The 17,283-nt window shown below is 40.1% G+C and carries 16 protein-coding genes, 1 pseudogene and 1 riboswitch; of the genes and pseudogenes, 3 read left to right on the forward strand and 14 right to left on the reverse strand.

What is annotated here, in order from left to right:
* Positions 1-18: 18 nt before the first annotated feature.
* The 4 genes from DFO72_RS20540 to DFO72_RS20555 form a co-directional block, all read right to left on the reverse strand.
* Positions 19-957, reverse strand: a complete 939-nt coding sequence (locus tag DFO72_RS20540) for a ring-cleaving dioxygenase (RefSeq protein WP_113883756.1) — start codon at positions 955-957, stop codon at positions 19-21.
* A gap of 314 nt (positions 958-1,271) precedes the next feature.
* Entirely contained in the window at positions 1,272-1,670 is a 399-nt protein-coding gene (locus tag DFO72_RS20545; RefSeq protein ID WP_113883757.1) for a DoxX family protein, read from the reverse strand.
* A 195-nt stretch (positions 1,671-1,865) separates the two neighbouring features.
* Complete coding sequence (locus DFO72_RS20550) at positions 1,866-2,102, reverse strand: DUF896 domain-containing protein (RefSeq protein WP_113883758.1); 237 nt, start codon at positions 2,100-2,102, stop codon at positions 1,866-1,868.
* Between the two features lie 646 nt (positions 2,103-2,748).
* Entirely contained in the window at positions 2,749-3,840 is a 1,092-nt protein-coding gene (locus DFO72_RS20555) for a low temperature requirement protein A (protein ID WP_113883760.1), read from the reverse strand.
* A 78-nt stretch (positions 3,841-3,918) separates the two neighbouring features.
* Here DFO72_RS20555 and DFO72_RS20560 point away from each other — a divergent pair, with 78 nt between their 5' ends.
* Positions 3,919-4,485: an NADPH-dependent FMN reductase gene (locus tag DFO72_RS20560; protein WP_113883761.1), complete on the forward strand. Its 567-nt coding sequence runs from the start codon at positions 3,919-3,921 to the stop codon at positions 4,483-4,485.
* A 227-nt stretch (positions 4,486-4,712) separates the two neighbouring features.
* On the opposite strand, the gene DFO72_RS20565 is transcribed toward DFO72_RS20560, so the two are convergent.
* The 5 genes from DFO72_RS20565 to DFO72_RS20585 form a co-directional block, all read right to left on the reverse strand.
* Entirely contained in the window at positions 4,713-5,162 is a 450-nt protein-coding gene (locus DFO72_RS20565; protein ID WP_113883858.1) for a GNAT family N-acetyltransferase, read from the reverse strand.
* A 172-nt stretch (positions 5,163-5,334) separates the two neighbouring features.
* Positions 5,335-6,693: a magnesium transporter gene (mgtE, locus tag DFO72_RS20570; protein ID WP_113883762.1), complete on the reverse strand. Its 1,359-nt coding sequence runs from the start codon at positions 6,691-6,693 to the stop codon at positions 5,335-5,337.
* A gap of 199 nt (positions 6,694-6,892) precedes the next feature.
* Positions 6,893-7,058: riboswitch (M-box (ykoK) riboswitch) on the reverse strand.
* Positions 7,059-7,162: 104 nt separating this feature from the next.
* Entirely contained in the window at positions 7,163-7,762 is a 600-nt protein-coding gene (locus tag DFO72_RS20575) for an undecaprenyl-diphosphatase (RefSeq protein ID WP_113883764.1), read from the reverse strand.
* 332 nt (positions 7,763-8,094) lie between these two features.
* Positions 8,095-9,288, reverse strand: a complete 1,194-nt coding sequence (locus tag DFO72_RS20580; RefSeq protein WP_113883765.1) for a PDZ domain-containing protein — start codon at positions 9,286-9,288, stop codon at positions 8,095-8,097.
* 173 nt (positions 9,289-9,461) lie between these two features.
* On the reverse strand, positions 9,462-10,913 hold the full coding sequence (locus DFO72_RS20585; protein WP_113883859.1) for a S41 family peptidase: 1,452 nt from the start codon (positions 10,911-10,913) through the stop codon (positions 9,462-9,464).
* 264 nt (positions 10,914-11,177) lie between these two features.
* Between DFO72_RS20585 and DFO72_RS20595 the strand changes: the two are divergent.
* Positions 11,178-11,462: pseudogene (locus DFO72_RS20595) on the forward strand (manganese catalase family protein); the annotation flags it as partial.
* An 83-nt stretch (positions 11,463-11,545) separates the two neighbouring features.
* Here the strand turns inward: DFO72_RS20595 and DFO72_RS20600 are convergent.
* The 5 genes from DFO72_RS20600 to DFO72_RS20620 form a co-directional block, all read right to left on the reverse strand.
* Positions 11,546-12,913, reverse strand: coding sequence for a murein hydrolase activator EnvC family protein (locus DFO72_RS20600; RefSeq protein ID WP_113883768.1), 1,368 nt, complete (start codon positions 12,911-12,913; stop codon positions 11,546-11,548).
* A gap of 157 nt (positions 12,914-13,070) precedes the next feature.
* The gene (gene ftsX / locus DFO72_RS20605; protein WP_113883769.1) at positions 13,071-13,964 is read right to left on the reverse strand and encodes a permease-like cell division protein FtsX; all 894 of its coding nucleotides are present in this window, start codon (positions 13,962-13,964) and stop codon (positions 13,071-13,073) included.
* Positions 13,954-14,640: a cell division ATP-binding protein FtsE gene (gene ftsE / locus DFO72_RS20610; protein ID WP_009331896.1), complete on the reverse strand. Its 687-nt coding sequence runs from the start codon at positions 14,638-14,640 to the stop codon at positions 13,954-13,956. Before ftsE ends, ftsX begins: the two co-directional genes overlap by 11 nt.
* Before the next feature lie 574 nt (positions 14,641-15,214).
* Positions 15,215-15,568 (reverse strand): cytochrome c551, encoded by a 354-nt coding sequence (cccB, locus tag DFO72_RS20615; RefSeq protein WP_113883770.1) that lies wholly within the window; start codon positions 15,566-15,568, stop codon positions 15,215-15,217.
* 52 nt (positions 15,569-15,620) lie between these two features.
* The gene (locus DFO72_RS20620) at positions 15,621-16,487 is read right to left on the reverse strand and encodes a YitT family protein (protein WP_113883771.1); all 867 of its coding nucleotides are present in this window, start codon (positions 16,485-16,487) and stop codon (positions 15,621-15,623) included.
* A 293-nt stretch (positions 16,488-16,780) separates the two neighbouring features.
* Between DFO72_RS20620 and DFO72_RS20625 the strand changes: the two genes are divergently transcribed.
* Positions 16,781-17,236 (forward strand): hypothetical protein, encoded by a 456-nt coding sequence (locus DFO72_RS20625; RefSeq protein WP_113883772.1) that lies wholly within the window; start codon positions 16,781-16,783, stop codon positions 17,234-17,236.
* The last annotated feature ends 47 nt before the right edge of the window (positions 17,237-17,283 follow it).

The following is a 17,283-nucleotide window of genomic DNA, read 5'->3' on the forward strand; positions in this document are numbered from 1 at the left end:
GAATCACCTCTATTAAATTCAATCCAATTCTCTGACTGTAAACGGAATAAGATCTCTTTCTATTTTATCCCTTTGTGTCTCATACTGTTCAGGCAGCATTAACTTCTCGCCCATTGTTTCCTGGGATTCATCATTGGAAAATCCTGGAGGATCTGTAGCAATTTCAAATAAGATTTCTCCATGTTCCCTAAAATAAATAGCATTAAAGTAGTTTCTGTCTTGTACTGGTGTGACCCCATATCCATTATCTGCAACATACTTTTGCCAATCCAATTGGTCCTGATCATCGATTGCCCTCCAGGCAATATGATGCACGGTTCCCACACCCATTCGCCCCCGTCCAATTGGAGTTAATTTAAGATCGATGATATTTCCAATATCAGCAGAAGAACGATAACGGATAAAATCCCCTTCTTGGCTAACGACTTCAAGCCCCATAATGTTTTCCAGCAGATCAGAAGTCTTCGCGGGCTGAGTTGATAAGAGGGTTGCTCCTCCGAATCCTTTTATAGATGTTTCAGGGGTAAACTCCCCGAATGTCCAAGAATTTGCTTCCCCTTCTTCTCTTTCAACAATCTCCAAATGAAGTCCGTGAGGATCATCAAATTCCAAATACCGCTCGCCAAAACGTTCCATTTTTGTATAAGGAACCTTAAACTTTTCGAGCCTTTCTTCCCAAAACTTCATGGCACCTAACGGAACAACATACGAAGTAACTCCTACCTGGCCATCGCCAATAACCCCTTGACGGGCACCTGCCCAAGGAAAAAAAGTAATGATTGTTCCTGGCTTACCACTCTCATTTCCGAAGTAAAGATGATATGTGCCCGGATCATCAAAGTTGACTGTTTGTTTGACTAAGCGCAAACCTAAAACTCCTGCATAGAAATCTGCATTTTCTTGAGGATGACCAACGATTGCAGTTATATGATGAATACCCATTGTTTTTTTACCCATCTTTTCGACACTCCTTTAAGATTGGACTGGTTCCTTTATTCATCTCATTGACAAGACTTTAATTCCTTTTTATAAATTGTTGTTTATATGAATAAATTCTGCCCGAGGATTTCCGCTTCGGGTACTTGCCTTCCGCGGGGAAGAATCAGAGCCCTTCTCGGCTCTTCGCCTGGGAGGGCTTCCACTTCCTCTCTTCCCGCTGGAGCCAAGTGCCCTCCGTTACAATTAACTTAGTCGGTAAGTTAGGTATCTATTCGAAAACTACAAACCTAACGAAAACAAATTAACTTAAATAGGTTTTAACTCGGGATAAATTAGAATAATAAGAAATCTAATGCATATCGACCTGGGCCAATTAGTGCAATACCAATGGCTACAGCAAGCAAAGTTAGATTATATTCATATCCATTAGATGTTGCCCACAACCCATTTGGACCATGCACCTTTACAATTGCCATAACCATGGTTCCTGCAATCATTAGTGCTGCGAGCGGGGTTAAAAGTCCTATTGAAAACAAAATCCCCCCAAGTAATTCTGCTAATCCAGCGAAAAAGGCCATCATTACTCCCGGCTTCATCCCTATTGATTCAAACCAGCCACCAGTACCTTTTAATCCATGACCCCCGAACCAGCCAAACAATTTTTGAGTACCATGACCAATAAATAATACCCCAATTACCAACCTAATAATTAATAAACCTAAATCCATCATTTTTTAATCCTCCTAATATTATTTATCTCGAATTCGAGATACTTTACAAAAAAACTCATTGGTTTTTTTCTTGCTTTTTCCAGATGCTTGATTAATGCCTCTGACTCCTCCGAATTTAAAGATCTAAACATATCGTCAATTAACTCCTGAATATCTTTTTATTTTACTTTGTCTAGTAACCCTGATACCCGCAATTTACCATATTGGTTTCATTCTTTGTTTTGCCTGGGCTTTTTTTAACTTTTTCGGAGTTACATCATCTCCTTTAGGGTCAATGATGGTTGTGTTTAATAACAGTTCTTCCATCGATCCGCGAAATTCTTGAATGTATTGACTGCGTAAATTGGCTATTTCAGCATTTTCATATTGTGTTAATCCCTCTGTCTTTCTCTTAAATGCGAGTTCATTTATTCTTTTTAATATTTCATTCATTAGAATTACTCCTTTCAACTAAATTTTACGCTGCAAAATAATCTTTAATTCAAACTTCCTTAATTAATATATCTTGAATTAAAGATAATATATTTCATTTGATATGTCAACATACATCTGTTGATTTTTTTCTGCTGCATAGAAATTTTGATTTCTTTAAAAAATTCGTGGTGGACTATAATTTGAAGTAACTAAAAATAATTTCAAAAAATAAGCCTCAAAAGAACGAAATTTAATTACTTGCATTTATCGTTTATTCTGCTTTGTATTTAGGGTTTACCTAATTTTCAGGTAAAGGGTCTTCAAAATTATAGGACTCATGTTTTATCTTCCTTTGAAGATATTGCAAACCTGAAGTATAGGTTCTATACGCATACCTATATATGCGAATAGAGGATTCTCTCCTTAGGTATGTTTATAAGCTTATTTAGTCATCCTGTTCAGATTGTTCTATTGAAACAATATTTTACGGTTGGGGGAGATAAAGCCAGGGAGCAAGGCAGAATTCCGGGTTTGGGCATCAAATACGCGAATGAGATATGTTCAATGTTAGTGAAAGGAAATCAAATATTGACACTCCCCATCAAAGGATAGGGAGTAAAAATCAAATAATAGAGGGGGGTACGGGGAATTATCTAGATTATATTTAAGTAGTGGTTAATTTAGCATAGATGATAAAAAACAAGGCTAATTCCCCCATTATGACAATGTTTGGGACCACTACTATCAAATTCAAAATAAAAAACGCTGCTAGAATTCCTATAAATAATCCTAAATGGTAAAATTTCAAACGGTTATTTTTATACCTGAATCGATGAAAAACGAGAGAAGTTGCAATGAAATAGAGCAATACAGCACCAAACACAAAATATAATATAAATGAATAATGGACCTCATGTAAAAACAGCAGCTTGACGGATGCTGCAATCATGCTCAAAGTCATTAAAATAAACAGATGTCCATATAAAATGGTTTGACCTGCAGTCTGGATTGACTTGTCCACTTTCTTTTCCACATTATCGAAATACTGCCACCACATGGATATGATTAGAATAAATGAAATGATGGAAAAGCCGATTGAATTCCAATTTCCTTTTTGAGGTTGAATTACTGCAAGGGTACTGACAAGGGCTTCACCAAAGAGAATGATGGTAAATAGGCCAAACCGCTCTAACAGATGGGCCGTATTTGTAGGAACCTTTGCCAAATACCTCCGTCCAAACATGGGGACAATAATATCGATCATGATTCCCGCATATAAAACAACATATCGAATCCAGGAATCAAAAAAGACGGAGAATAATGAAATACTGATTCCGATCCAAAAATACCTGCCCAAATATAGCGCTACTTTTTTCCGTTCTCCATCTTCTATGCGCTGGACAACAAGGTATTGAATCGCAGTCACGGCTCTAACGCCAATATAACCAATTAAAAAAGAAAGATAATAAGGATCAAAATCAACTGACAGGCTGGATGTCATGATCAGCACAAATAGCATTTGAAGGATCAAAAATAACCTTTGATGAAATAGGTCTTGTCCAAACCGGTTAATAAACATGGTTTGCCCAACCCAAGCCCACCAGATAGGAATAAAAATTAATACAAATTTTAATAAATATTCTGGATGTATTATTCCCTCTTCAACGTGAAGTAACACATGAGTCGCAGTTGCAACAGCCGCCACGTACAGTAAATCATAAAAAAGCTCTAACCACGTAACTCTCTTTTCCTCCATATTGTCTTTATTCCCCTTTCTATTCTCTAGTTACCTATAGTATGATAAAAATAATTTAAAAGAAAGAGGGAATATTCCATGACCCAAACAATCGGCCTAATATGTGGAAGTTTAAGAAAAGGTTCATATAATCGAATTATTGCACAGGCATTGACGACCATGGATGATTCCATCGAATTTCGATGGATCGAGCTAAATGATCTTCCTTTATTTAATGAAGATTTAGAAGCAGGCGGTGATCCAAAGTCTGTCTCATTATTTAAGTCTTCTATTGAGGAAGTTGATGGTCTCATTATCGTTAGCCCAGAATACAATTCCGGCATTCCAGGTGTATTAAAAAATGCTCTTGATTGGGCATCAAGACCTTCAAAGTCCTCAGTTCTACATAGAAAACCAGTCGGTGTCATTGGAGCTACCCCTGGAGGTTTAGGAACCGCTTTTTCCCAGATGCAAATCAGACAAACACTTGAAACTATTCAGGCACATGTTCTTCCATTTCAGAAAGTGCTGATCTCCCAAGTACATGAAAAGATTGATACCGATCAAAAGGTTCTTGCTGATGAAAAAACGAAAAGATATCTTCAAGTGTATTTACAACAATTTCGTCTATGGATTAGTAATATTTCTAGCTTAGAAACTAAATAGATTCTTCCATTTTTAGCTGCAGCGAAAATCTGCAGCTTTTTATTTCCCCTTCCTATTTTATCAAGCCATCACCCATGTTGAATACTTACTGTTTTTTATCTCTCATTTTTTACTTATTCTCTATAATCCAATTTTGCTCTGAATCAGAGCTAAAGACTAAACTGTCCCTTGTATCGAATAAGAAAAAGCAATGCTTAATGGGCATTGCCTTCTATCCTCCAAGACTATTAAATAATATTTAATTCTAAAAATCCGTCAGCTTCCTTAAACCCAAACTTCTTATATAAAGGCCTTCCCATATCTGATGCACCAAGCCAGATTCTTGATATACCATATAATTTGACCTCTTCTACTAATTTTGATAATAGATTTTTTGCAATGCCTTGACCTCGGTAATTTTCGTTAGTGTACATATTTGCAATGTATGCTTTTTTCCCAGTTTTATTGGTATAGCTAGGTGGGAAATCATAAAAAATCACTGCACCACAAGCTATAATTTCTTCATCATCTTCTACAAGCCATTGGATAAGCCTGCCCTCACTTAACTTATCTCTAAAGAAAACTAATAGTTCCTTATCAATATCAATATTTGGTTCTAACCCCTCATCAATTAATTGTATTTTTCTTAGTTCAACCATTTTTTCAATATCGTTCAGGTTTGCTCTGCGATAGTTCAACATCTAATCACTCCTAACAATGGATTGTATCGGAAATGTATTCTTCATGCTCAATTATAAATCCTGTTTCCATAAATCTGCCCCTTTGGTTCAATAAAAAATAAGCTGCATTCAACTCTACACTCATTAGTTTCGAGTCTTGATAAATACATGATCCAGACAATGCATTTACCTACATCAATTTTGAAATAAACATTGTGGCAATTCCAAAGTAAATAAGTAATGAGAGTATGTCATTCAGTGTTGTAATCAATGGACCTGAAGCCACAGCAGGGTCAATATTAAATTTATAAAGAATGATTGGAATGATAGTGCCAGCTAAAGTTCCAATGATTAGAGTCATAACCAACGAGCTTCCAACCACTACCCCTAAAACAGCATTTCCTTGCCAAACAAGTGCAATGATGGATATTAATATTCCGCAAATAAATCCAATGATCAGGCCAACTTTTAACTCTCTAAAAATAAGCCTGAAAACCACCCCTTTGTCAATATCACGGGTAACCAGCCCTCTTACGACAACAGCTAAAGATTGGGTGCCTGTATTTCCTGTCATACCTGCTATCATGGGCATAAAGAATGCTAAAGCCACTGCTTTTGACAGCGTTTCTTCAAAACCGCTAATTATTGTTCCGGAAACTATGCCAATAAATAAAAGTAAAATGAGCCAGGGAAGACGGCGATAGGCAGCAACAAATGCCTTCGTCTCAAAATCAATGGCTTTACCTGACGCTGAAAGCTTCTCAATATCTTCATTTGCCTCTCTTATAACAACATCAATAATATCGTCTACTGTAACAATCCCTACCAGCTGGTTATTCCTTTCCACAACAGGAATTGCTAAGAAATCATAACGCTCGATGATGCGGGCTGCTTCCTCCTGGTCGGATTCTGCTGAAACAGAAATGACTCGGCTATACATAATATCGTAAATTTTTTCCTTTTCATCGGCCAGGATTAAATCTCGGTAGGATACTACTCCAACAAGCTTCTTATCGTGATCAATGACATATAAGTAATTTATTGTTTCTGAGTACTCAGCAAACCCTTTTAATTTGTCTACTGTCTCTCGAACAGTGAAATGCTGAGGTATCCAGACAAAACGGTTAGTCATCAATCGCCCTGCTGTTTCAGGAGGATAGTTCATGATGTTTTGAACAATTTGGGACTCTTCCTCCTTCATACCTGAAAGGAGTTCCTCTAATTTGGCAGGGGATAAGTCTTCAAGTAAAGAAGCCAAATCATCATTATCCATTAAGTCCATAACGTGGCCTGACTTTTCTATTCCTAATTTAGTGAGAATCTCCAGCTGAAATGGTTTTTCCAGCTCTTGTATTAAGTCAGCGATTTGTTTAGGAGAAAGCAATAACAGGAAGCGTGTGTGATGTTTTTCTGGGAGCCCCTCGAATACTCTTGCAATATCATAAGGCTGGAGTTCTTCTAAAATCCCATGAAATTCTTTCTTTTTTCCTTCTTTTAAAGACTTTATGATTTGAAGAGTTATTTGATCTGCTTGCATGCTTATCTTCATTTTTTGTCACTCCTTCTGAAAGGAACAAGGGATCATTTCCCTTTTCACATTCTTTTAGATGCATTCTATTTTCATGATGTTTTGAGCAGGGGTCATTTTCCATTACTCCTCACCTCCCGGAAAGATAAAAAAACACCTTCATGTTTGAATGAAGGTGCAGGTTTAAAGATGACAAAATAAGAATAACAAACCTGGTTATTCTGTTCCTCCATTCGTAGAGCTTTAGCACTGTGTGGCATAGGACAAAGCCAGCTACATTAAAAACCACCTTAAGTCGATGGTTTCTGTTGACCCATTGGCGTCTTTCGACATTTTTGGGCAGCAGCATATCTCCAACACAGGAGCCTCACCTAACGAGGTTATTCAGTTTACAAAGTTCAATCTACTGGATTTTTCATTAAAAGTAAACACTTTTTATAAAATTAACTTTTTCTAATTCTTTCTTATTTAGCGTATCATTAGCATTCATTTATAAGTCTCTGGACCTGTCCCTGCCAGGAAAAAAGTGTTTTTCCCCTTTTTCATAAAGCAATAGAAACTTTTCTATAAAGTCGAGACGGGGGACAATATAAGAAACGATTATTGCCGAAACAATGCTTATTAACGCTCCAGCCAAGATATCTGCAGGGTAGTGAACCCCCACCCATATACGGGAAATGCCAACCAAAAGGGCAATGCTGATCCAAAGATATCCCCATCTTTTTTGATAGATGAAAAAAGTCGTACAAAATGCAAAGAATAAAATGGTATGGTCACTTGGAAAGGAATTATCTACTGCTTTCTCTATTAATTTGTTTACATTAGATAATTCTGCAAATGGCTGATGGTTTGAATGGAACTTTCCGGCAATTTTACCGACAATCTCAGCAGCAATAAAGGCGATGGCAGCCGAGATAATCATGAACCTGTTTTCTTTTCTCCTGGTAAACCAGAAAATTAAAGCCATTAACCCAAGGACAAATACCATATACTCAGCTAAAAATATGAAAGTATGGTTTAAATATGTATGTTCTTTACCGAAATCATTAATGATCCTAAACAGTTCCACGTTCATTTGAGTTAAATCCATAATTTTTACTTCCTTCCTGTTTCATCCCTATGAAAGAAGTATAGACAATCTTTTATTTGTAAAAAATCGATTTACCTTACATGAATCTAACAATTGTGTAATATGACGCAGCTTTTGGCATCAGAAGCTGAACCGGACTTGCATAATGAACACAGCAATAAAGCATTTTGGCTCCGTCTTGAGTATAATCTAAACTAACCGCCCCGTTAGTTTCAGTACAACACTTCACATATTTAAAAGAAAAAAGACCCTTCAATAAAATTAATGAAGGATCTCTGAAAGTCTTTCCGGAGGATAAAGTACGTATTCCGGCCGATAATGAAAAATAATACTTATACCGCTTCACTATCCCATTTCTTCTCTTCCTGTACAAACAGCAATCCAAGTTCATGATGATCACCTTCATAAAGAGCGCGCTGCACGAACCGAACCTGGCCGTTCACATCAAGAACCTCAAGTTTGCAATGAGCCCCGTTTTTTTGCAGCGCTTCATAGAAGCCTTTTTCATCTTGGGTCTTCACACCATTGACTTTTGTAACAACCTCTCCCACTTGCAGAGACATTTTATAAGCTGGTGAATCCGGAACTACTCCAAGTATTATGATACCCTGATTGCGCTTGGAAAAGTAAAACGGTGCCTGATCCTCTGCCATTCTCTGGCGGAGAGAGATGAATTCACGCCCAATGATAGCCAGTGCGGCTGCACCCACAGAAGCAAGCGGATACCAGTAGCCTGCAGATGAAATCAGCAAAAGAAGTACGCCAAAAACGCAGATTCTTTGTCCGAGTAATGCTGTTGCCTCTTTAGGAAGCGTGCCCTGAATCCGCTGGTAAAAACCTATCGAAAAAGGAACAAGAATGAGGGAATACGTCTCCCCGCCAATCGGGATCGCTGGCCACCAATCAAACGGCAGCTGCAGTGCCTGACCGGGAATAAGGAGAAACACAGGCACCATCCAGATTCTTTTTGATTCATGAATGCCGATCGTCTGGCCCCGCTTACTCTTTACAAGCCTGGGAGATGTCCCTTTCCGGCCGTTTCTTATAACCAGGAAGCCTTCTGCCATAACAAGAAGAGCCAGGAGAACAGCGATGGACGGAAATATGGAAGAGCCAAGGTCTGCTTCCGACTGGGCGAATGATGGCAATGGCCATTTCTGTTCAGCAGCAAACATTGTTGCGAAAAATGCAAAGCCCAGCGTATAAACAGGCGCCATCCATCTCACTTTTGCCGTAAAGCTCCACAGGAACGTAAGAGCAGCAGTAAAGACAATCGTTTCCACTGGTACGACAAGTCCTGCTCCAACCATCACAACACTCACTGATAGACCTGCCAGGATCCCCAGAGGAAGAAGCTGCCTCAGCTCATAATAAGCATTTTCAGCACGAACAGAAAAGTCTTTGCGCTCACGCTTTACACGGGAAACTCCCAAAAATGCAGCTGCAAAAAACAGGTAATAAAATACCGGATTCAGCAGCAGTTTTCCTGTTCCTTTTAAAAACTCAAAGATCCACTCCTCTATCAAACTTGCCACCAGCCTCTATTAATAAATTCTCATGAATTATGTAACAAAAAAACTCTATTACTCTATATTCTACCAAAAGCTCCTTCCAAAACCTATTACAATCTGGCTCAAATACAAAAATAGCAGAAGGTAAATCCCTCCTGCTAAAGAAAGCTTGCTTTCTACAGAATCCGCTATCTTGCTATATATCTCAGAGCTGTTTGCAGCTGAAGGTCATTCTGCTCTTTCTTCATTTCCTCAATGGCGGCTTGTTCAAGCGCTGCTGCAGTTTTCTTGTCTATCCGGCCGGATGCTTCAAGCTCTTTTTGCTTCTGAAATGCTTTTACAGCGGCTGAGGTAGAATCATTGAAGTAGCCATCTGTCCGTCCAGGAGCATATCCAAGGCCTGCCAGAATTTCCTGTGCATTCTTCACCATTTCATTATTCATATCGATGGCCAAAGGCTTCTCCACCTGCAAAGGATGTGTTTGGTAGATGTCTGGCTGTTTGACCTCGAGGGTTGGCTTGATTCCCTTGTTATGGATCCAGTTTCCGTCCGGTGTCAGCCATTTAAACAAAGTAAGCTTGATATTGCTGCCATCTCCCATCGGAACAGGCTGCTGAACAGTGCCCTTCCCAAATGAATTTTCACCGATTATGGCATAACCCTGCGCTTCCTTTAAAGCCCCGGCAAGAATCTCCGATGCAGATGCACTCCCTTTATCAACAAGTACAGCAATCGGATAGCTTTTAGGCTTTTCAAGTGTGGAAAAATACCTCATTTTTTCTCCATCCCGTTTTTCTATCTGCAGATATGGCTTATCAGCCGTAACCAATTCCTTCAGGATTTCCTGTACTGATGTCAGGAGGCCTCCGGGATTTCCGCGCACATCGATTACTAGACCGTCAATCCCTTCCTTCTCCATTTCACTCAGCTGTTTGGCAAATTCCTTGGATGTCTCTTCGGAAAATGAGGTGATTTCCAGATATCCTACATTCTTTCCTCTTTGCTTCTTGATTTCCGAGTATACTGAGATTTGTGGAATCTCATCTCTTTTAACTTCTACCTTTAAAGGTGCCTTCAGTCCCTGGCGCGCTATTTCAAGTTTTACTTTTGTTCCTTTTTTCCCGCGGATCTTCATGGTAGCTTTATATAAATCAAGACCCTCCACACTTTCCCCATCCACTTTTAAAATTTCATCTTTCGGCTTAAGCCCTGCTTTTTCAGCTGGTGAATCTTTAAATGGTGCAACAATGATTATCTTACCTTCCACCATGCTGACCTCTGCCCCGATTCCTTCAAAAGAAGATTCCAGTGTATCACTGAATTGTTTTGCTGTTTCTTCATCCATATAAACAGAGTAAGGATCTTCAAGGGTGGCTAGCATGCCCTGGATAGCTCCTTCCACGAGCTGCTTTTCCTCTACTTTTTCCACATAGCTACTTAAAATTAACTGATAGGCCGTTTCCATCTTTTCGATTTTCTCTTTTTCAATTTGTATTCCGTCTTCCTTAGAATCTATTAATTGATTTCCGGCCCCTGTCTGCGGAGCTTCCTTTGCCAGCCACTGCATGCCTGCATATGTACCGCCAGCTCCTGTCAGCAAAGATCCCGTCATCAGAACGGCGATCCATTTTCTGCTCATCTTCATCTCCCTTTCTATTTTGCAGCGGTCTCTTAGGCCTTTATAGAAACTTTCCATCATGGATGATGGAATGACCTTGCTCATCACATCCTATGCAGGATAAGGACAAGTTATGTTTTCAATAATCAGGTTAGGCATATGCTCAATATCCCAATTTAAGAATATATAAAGGGGAATTTCACATAAAGGGTGTGTGCAAATGTTCTATCATATTAAAGAACTTCAATACAATGCCAAGCCGGATAAACCAGACTGGGTTTATAGCTTGCTGCGATAAATGAGCTTGAAGCCCAGGAAGGGAAAACCGTGCCAAGCACATTCCCGAAGGAGCTTGAAAAAGAAGAGTTTTCCTATGTATTTATGAACCTTTCAAGAGGAGATGAAAGCAGCCAGGGCCGCTGGGCTCAAGGTCGGAGCATGGATGGCCAGGGAACCTTCCAATACATGCAGGAAGTTCCGCCTTTTGCTCCAGCACCTAAGCTGAAGCCGGCACCTAAGCTGAAGCCGGCACCTCCATATATTCATGACACTCCTCCAAACGTAAAATAAAACGCTAATAATAGGATTAAAGACCTGCTTGACGGGTAAAAGAAAAGTGGAAGAAGCTTAGCTCCTTCCACTTTCACTATTTTTTATAGAGGCACAATGCCTACAGGATTAATCGCATTTGATTTTGCTGCATTCCAAGAACCTCTGTGAAGTTCAAAGTGCAGATGCTGGCCATAAGATTGTCCAGTATTACCCATGATACCGATTTGCTGGCCTTTAGAAACAGTCTGGCCAGAGCCTACTGAACGGCTTCTCATATGAGCGTATACTGTTGTATAAGTTTGTCCGCCTATAGAGTGGGCAATGAAAATGGCATTTCCGTAGCTGCTTGAATAGTATGAACGGATTACGACACCATCTGCAGCTGCCACAATTGGCACTGTACCGCCTGATGCTATATCAACACCATAGTGCTCGCCTAATGAACGGCCGCCAAAACCTGAAGAAAGTCTTCCTGCAGCTGGCTTTGTCCAGGCGCCGCTTGAAACAGAAGGTGCAGAAACCTGCGGGCTGCTTGATAATCCACTGTCAGATGATGAACTGCTTCCTGCTGATGAACTGCCTGCTGACGATGAGCTGCTCTTTTTAGCCGCTTCCTGGGCAGCTTTCTGTTTTGCCAATTCAGCTTGTCTTGCTGCCTCAGCTTGTCTTGCTGCTTCAGCTTGTCTTTCCTGCTCGAGCTTGATTGCTTTTTGAATTGCTGCTTCCTGGGCCGCAAGAATTTCATTTTCTTCTGCTAGTTCAAGCTTATGAGCATGCATTTCCTCTTCTTCATGCTTTAGGGATGCAAGCAGTTTATCTTTCTCTGCCTTTTGGGCATTTAAGTTCTTTTTCATGCTTTCAAGCTCTGCACGCATTTTTTCTAAAGAGGCAAGCTCTTCTTTTACCTGAGCCTGTTTTTTCTCCAGCTCGTCTTTATCCGCCTGATGCGCTTTTAGAATATCCTGGTCAGCTTCTACGATTGTTGCAACTGCTCCAACGCGTTCAACAAAATCTCCAAAGCTTTGCGCACCCATTAAAACATCAATATAGCTCACCATTCCGCCAGTCTCCTGGTAGTTGCGGGCACGATCTTTTAATAGTTCATTTCGCTTTTTGATGCGCTCTACTAATACTTTAATTTCGGCTTCTAATTTTTCAATTTCCTTTTTGGTTTCTGCAATCTGGCCGTTTTTCTCTTCAATCTTTGCTAAAGCATCACTGATGGCTTTATCAAGGCGCTCAATCTCACTTTGTACAGACTGCTGCTCGCCCTGGTTTTCGTTAATCTTTTTATCTGTATCGGTAATCTTCGATTCTACTCCTGAACGCTGCTGGTTAATTTTATCCTTTTGGCTGTTTAGATCGTTTAGTTTATTTGCTGCAGACGCCTTTTCGAGAGGCAGTCCGACTGTTGCGCTGCCAAATCCCAAAATGGCAGCCAGTGATAATGTGATGATGGATTTCTTCAATTTTCCGATTTCTCCTTTCAATGAACACCATATGTACAGGTCAATCGTTCTATTTTTTTAACTATGTCTGAAACATTTAACACTGCTGAATCGTCTATTATTATGAGGCTTGAAGGCGCCTGGACAGGTTCCCCCCGCAGGGCCTTCTAAGCTGGTTTTATACTTTCAGGAACTTTCTGACTGACATCAAGCTTCCCCATACACCAATGAGTGCACCCATCAGGATAATTAGTCCGGAAATCTGATAGACAAACGGACTAAACTCCAGCAGCTTGATAAAGTGCCCTTCAAGCTTTGGCGCCAAATAGTCATAGGCATAATAATAGGCTGTTGATACAAGTGCAATTGGAATAATCGATCCAAGCAATCCAAGCCATAAACCTTCCAGGAAGAATGGCCATCTGATGAAGGAATTGGTCGCTCCTACCAGTCTCATAATCTCAATTTCTTTTCTTCGCGACATGATCGTAATTTTAATCGTATTGGAAATCAGGAACATGGCAGTAAATAATAGGCCGATAATCAAAACAAGGCCAACATTTCGGCCGGCATTGATAAAGTTAAATAGCTTTTCAACCTGCCCCTGCCCATATTTTACTTTTGCGGCATATTCCATTTTTTCAATCTGCTTCGCTGCTTTCATTGTTTCTGCCGGGTTTTTCGTCTTTACGATAAATACATCGTTCAGCGGATTATCCTGTTCGAACAGTTTAAAGGCTTCTCCTTCTTCACCAAGGCTGTCTATTAAACTATTAAGCTCTTTTTCCTTAGTTGAATATTCAACTGTTTTGACTTCGGGTATCCCTTCGATTTTTTGCCGTAAATCTTCCTGATCCTGCTCATTTGCAGCAACATCGATGTGAACGCGGATTTCCACGTCCTCTTCAATGGTTGTAGCCACCTTGTTGAGATTCATCATAATGACGAAAAATACGCCAACCAAAATGAGTGTTACTGTCACCGCACTTGCCGAAGCAAACGTCATCCATCCATTCCGTCCGAGGCTCTTAAAGCTTTCACGGAAGTGCCGGCCCAATGTTCTAGCTTTCATAGCCGTAATCACCTCTTTGCTCGTCACGCACAATCCTTCCGCCCTCAATGGCAATTACGCGGTGCTTAATCGTGTTAACAATTTCTTTATTATGAGTTGCCATGACCACAGTCGTTCCTCTCGTGTTGATTTCATCGAAAATGTTCATGATTTCCCATGAAGTATCCGGGTCAAGGTTTCCTGTAGGCTCGTCCGCTATTACGACCTTAGGAGAATTTACGATGGATCTGGCGATGGAAACACGCTGCTGCTCGCCGCCTGATAATTCGGTCGGAAGCATTCTTGCCTTATGCTTTAAACCTACAAGGTCCAAAGTTTCCATGACTTGTTTTTTAATATTTTTTGGATGCTCTTCAATGACCTCAAGAGCAAAAGCAACATTCTCATAGACAGTCAATGTCTGGAGCAGCTTAAAGTCCTGGAAAACGACACCTATTTTACGGCGCATTAGCGGTACCTTTGCATTCTTTAATGTAGCCAGGTTCACTCCATCAATGGTTATCGTTCCGCTCGAAGGCTTTTCTTCCCGGTACATCATTTTGATAAAAGTGGATTTACCGGCCCCACTCGGTCCTACTACATAAACAAACTCGCCTTGTTTGATATGCACATCAATCCCGCTGGCAGCTGTAACTCCATTGGGGTATCTCTTATAGACGTCTTTCATATCGATCATATATATCACCTAGCATCTAGTGTGTATTAAGAATTAAATAACAGACGGCTTTTTTCGCTAAAAAACGACATCCTTTCGACATAGAGGATGACAAAATACTTGTAAATACTGCCTATTTAGCCATCTAAAATTCTCACACAACCCATTATAACATCATAAGTTGTCAAAATAACGGAAAAAATTATTACAGTTTCTTTTCAATCCCTTAACTATTGTTACTTTCTTCCTGAGTTTCATTAATATTCTAGCGTTTTAATCGCTCAATCGACGAATTTTTCCTTCTTTTTGCATATTGCATTCACTCGATATTTGTCACATATTGTTTTTCCTCAGCACAAGCAGTAAAGAAAATAGCCTTGCATATATTGTTGTTTTTTCACCTTAATGCATTCCGTTGATTTACGCTTCAGGATGCTCGCTTTCCTCTTGCGGGCGCTGAGCCTCATCGGCGCTTCTCGCTGTGGGGTCCCATCTGTCCCACTGCTCCCGGAGTCTCGCACTCTCCGCTCCAATTTACGATGACAGAAAAAATAAAAACGCCCTGCTGAACAGAACGTTTTTATTTTGAACCCTATTATTTCTTGCCTGCTAGCCAAGATGCAACTGCAGAAGCTTCTTCTCCCTGAAGCAATCCTTTAGGCATAGCTCCTTTACCGTTAGCAATTGTGTTTTCAATATCTTCCTTTGATAGGCTGGCACCAATTTTATCTAGTGCAGGTCCTACACCGCCTTCAAGGTTTGCACCGTGGCAGCTTGAACATTTCTGTTCAAAAAGCTTTTGTGCATCACCAGCATCAGCAGTATCAGTCGTTGTTTCACCGCCGCCGTTTGTAGCAGTGTCCTTGTCTTCAGCAGCATCGTCTCCGCCGCCGCAGGCTGCAAGAACTAAAGATGTACCCATCAGTAATGCTAGTAGCTTCTTTTTCACCTATAATTCCCCCTCAGGAAAAAATACTAAGTACAGCTATATTATACCAACACTATACTCGTTTGAAACCCTCGCCCAACACCTCGGAAGCATCCGTAACAATGATAAATGCAGTAGGATCAACGGTTTGAACCAGTTGTTTCAATTTTGTGAACTCCGTCTGGTCCACCACACACATGAGGACTGGGCGTTCATGGTCGGTATAACCACCGTATGCTGATAGTTTTGTCACACCCCGGTCAATTTTATTCAAAATTCCTTCACGAACTTCACTTTGTTTTTCAGTAATGATTAAAGCCATCTTTGTCCGGCTGAATCCAAGCTGTATGAGATCGATTGTTTTGCTTGTTACATATAAAGCAATTAAGGCATACAGCCCCTGCTCTATGTCGAAAATAATCGCAGCCGACAGTACGATCAATCCATCGATTATCGCAACACAAGTTCCAAGAGACAAACCTGTATACTTGTTAATAATCTGTGCTGCAAGGTCTGTCCCTCCTGTTGATGCTTTACCCCGGAAAACGATGCCTAAACCCAGGCCAACTCCAATTCCGCCAAACAGAGAAGCCAGCAGCGGATCGGATGTCCATGGCTCATATTCTTTCGTAAGGAATACAACTAAGGGCAGAAAGATTGTTCCTGCCAGCGTTTTAACCCCAAATTGTTTGCCGAGCAAAAGTACGCCTGCAATAAAAAGCGGTATATTAAATGCCCACTGTACGTATGCGGGCTCCCAGCCAGCAACCGCATCCAGGATTGTACTGATCCCGCTCACCCCTCCTGATGCAATTCGATTGGGCAGCAAAAACATATTAAATGCAATGGCGATAATTCCTGATCCTATTAAAACATATATGTACTCCAGCAATCTCTCCGCTTTTGTACTATAAGTATATTCTCTTCTATTCTTGCCCATTTCTTCTCCCTCCGGTGTCACGATCTATACAGAATTAAGTTCCTATTCCATTTTTACCGTCAGTGAGTATAGCACGGAGTCTTGAGCATGTAAATGCCATTAAACTGCCGTATTAAAGGATGGTAGTCCTCCACCTCTGCTTTTCATTATGTTGTGACAAAAACAGTCAATTTATCATGCCGATTTTTGTATGCAATGTTTATGAACTTTGTTTCGGGATACATCTATACTGCTTTCTCAGCAGCATGAAATTCAGCGGCATGTGGTATAATGTCGAAAGGGAGGTGAGATAAATGGAGAAGATACTTAATGAAATTTTAGGTACCTTAAAGGAGCATTCAAAGAGATTTGATTCGATTGATCATGAATTTGCTGATGTTAAAAACAGGCTCGGGAATGTTGAGGACAGAATTGATAAAGTTGATAACAGGCTCGAGAATGTTGAGAACAGAATTGATAAAGTTGATAGCAGGCTCGAGAATGTTGATAATAGGCTCGGAGTTGTTGAAAATAGGCTCGGAGTTGTTGAAAATAGCATTGAAAGACTTTCTGAACAAATTGAAAACAATGCCACCGAATTCAGAAGCCATTTTAAGCATATTGAAACGAAGTTAGAGCAGCATGAAGAGACTTTCCATATAATTTCGGATACTCTGAAGGGTACAAAAATTGATATTGAACACCTTAGTAAAAAAAGCGGAGTCCACGAAACTGAAATTAATCAACTCAAAAAGCGTATCCACTCCTAGAGCAATCCCCATTCACCGGCTAGCTCAGTTATAATTCCATAAAAAAA

It is taken from the genome of Cytobacillus oceanisediminis (assembly GCF_004366035.1).
In the GTDB taxonomy this organism is placed as follows: domain Bacteria; phylum Bacillota; class Bacilli; order Bacillales; family Cytobacillaceae; genus Cytobacillus; species Cytobacillus oceanisediminis_C.

Bases quoted from the DNA above. Each gene is read 5' to 3' on its own strand.
- DFO72_RS20585 (WP_113883859.1), bottom strand. From the start codon at position 10,913: ATGAGCAGAAAATGGATCGCCGTTCTGATGACGGGATCTTTGCTGACA.
- ftsX (WP_113883769.1), bottom strand. From the start codon at position 13,964: ATGAAAGCTAGAACATTGGGCCGGCACTTCCGTGAAAGCTTTAAGAGC.
- DFO72_RS20545 (WP_113883757.1), bottom strand. From the start codon at position 1,670: ATGATGGATTTAGGTTTATTAATTATTAGGTTGGTAATTGGGGTATTA.
- mgtE (WP_113883762.1), bottom strand. From the start codon at position 6,693: ATGAAGATAAGCATGCAAGCAGATCAAATAACTCTTCAAATCATAAAG.
- DFO72_RS20560 (WP_113883761.1), top strand. From the start codon at position 3,919: ATGACCCAAACAATCGGCCTAATATGTGGAAGTTTAAGAAAAGGTTCA.
- ftsE (WP_009331896.1), bottom strand. From the start codon at position 14,640: ATGATCGATATGAAAGACGTCTATAAGAGATACCCCAATGGAGTTACA.
- DFO72_RS20555 (WP_113883760.1), bottom strand. From the start codon at position 3,840: ATGGAGGAAAAGAGAGTTACGTGGTTAGAGCTTTTTTATGATTTACTG.
- DFO72_RS20620 (WP_113883771.1), bottom strand. From the start codon at position 16,487: ATGGGCAAGAATAGAAGAGAATATACTTATAGTACAAAAGCGGAGAGA.
- DFO72_RS20550 (WP_113883758.1), bottom strand. From the start codon at position 2,102: ATGAATGAAATATTAAAAAGAATAAATGAACTCGCATTTAAGAGAAAG.
- DFO72_RS20575 (WP_113883764.1), bottom strand. From the start codon at position 7,762: ATGGATTTAACTCAAATGAACGTGGAACTGTTTAGGATCATTAATGAT.
- DFO72_RS20625 (WP_113883772.1), top strand. From the start codon at position 16,781: ATGGAGAAGATACTTAATGAAATTTTAGGTACCTTAAAGGAGCATTCA.
- DFO72_RS20540 (WP_113883756.1), bottom strand. From the start codon at position 957: ATGGGTAAAAAAACAATGGGTATTCATCATATAACTGCAATCGTTGGT.